Source organism: Brevibacterium sp. SIMBA_078 (assembly GCF_046534565.1).
GTDB lineage: Bacteria > Actinomycetota > Actinomycetes > Actinomycetales > Brevibacteriaceae > Brevibacterium.
Genome location: NZ_JAWRYQ010000157.1, coordinates 1 through 279, shown reverse-complemented (window position 1 = coordinate 279; position 279 = coordinate 1). Strand labels below are relative to the sequence as shown.

At 55.2% G+C, this 279-nt stretch carries 1 protein-coding gene; it reads left to right on the top strand.

The features are described from left to right. A partial coding sequence (locus SB749_RS19265) for a hypothetical protein (protein WP_410711719.1) occupies positions 1–279 on the top strand: 279 nt, incomplete at both ends.

Here is a 279-nt window from a genome sequence, read left to right as displayed (position 1 = left end):
CCTTGACCATCGGGACAGGTAGCGGCACTGGTACCATCATCGACAATGATCTGCCGCCTGTGATCAGCATTACGGCCAGCGGTGATGCCACCGAAGGCGCAGGTGATGCCATCGTCTTTAGTATTGATCAGGCCGGTTTAAGTGACCGTGCGACCAGCGTGATCGCCACTCTTGATTTAACCGATGCAGAAGCGGCGGACATTGCTAGCATCGTACTCACCAATGCCAATGGCACCACCCAAACCATTAGTGTGGCGGATGCGATTGCAGGGTTCTTCC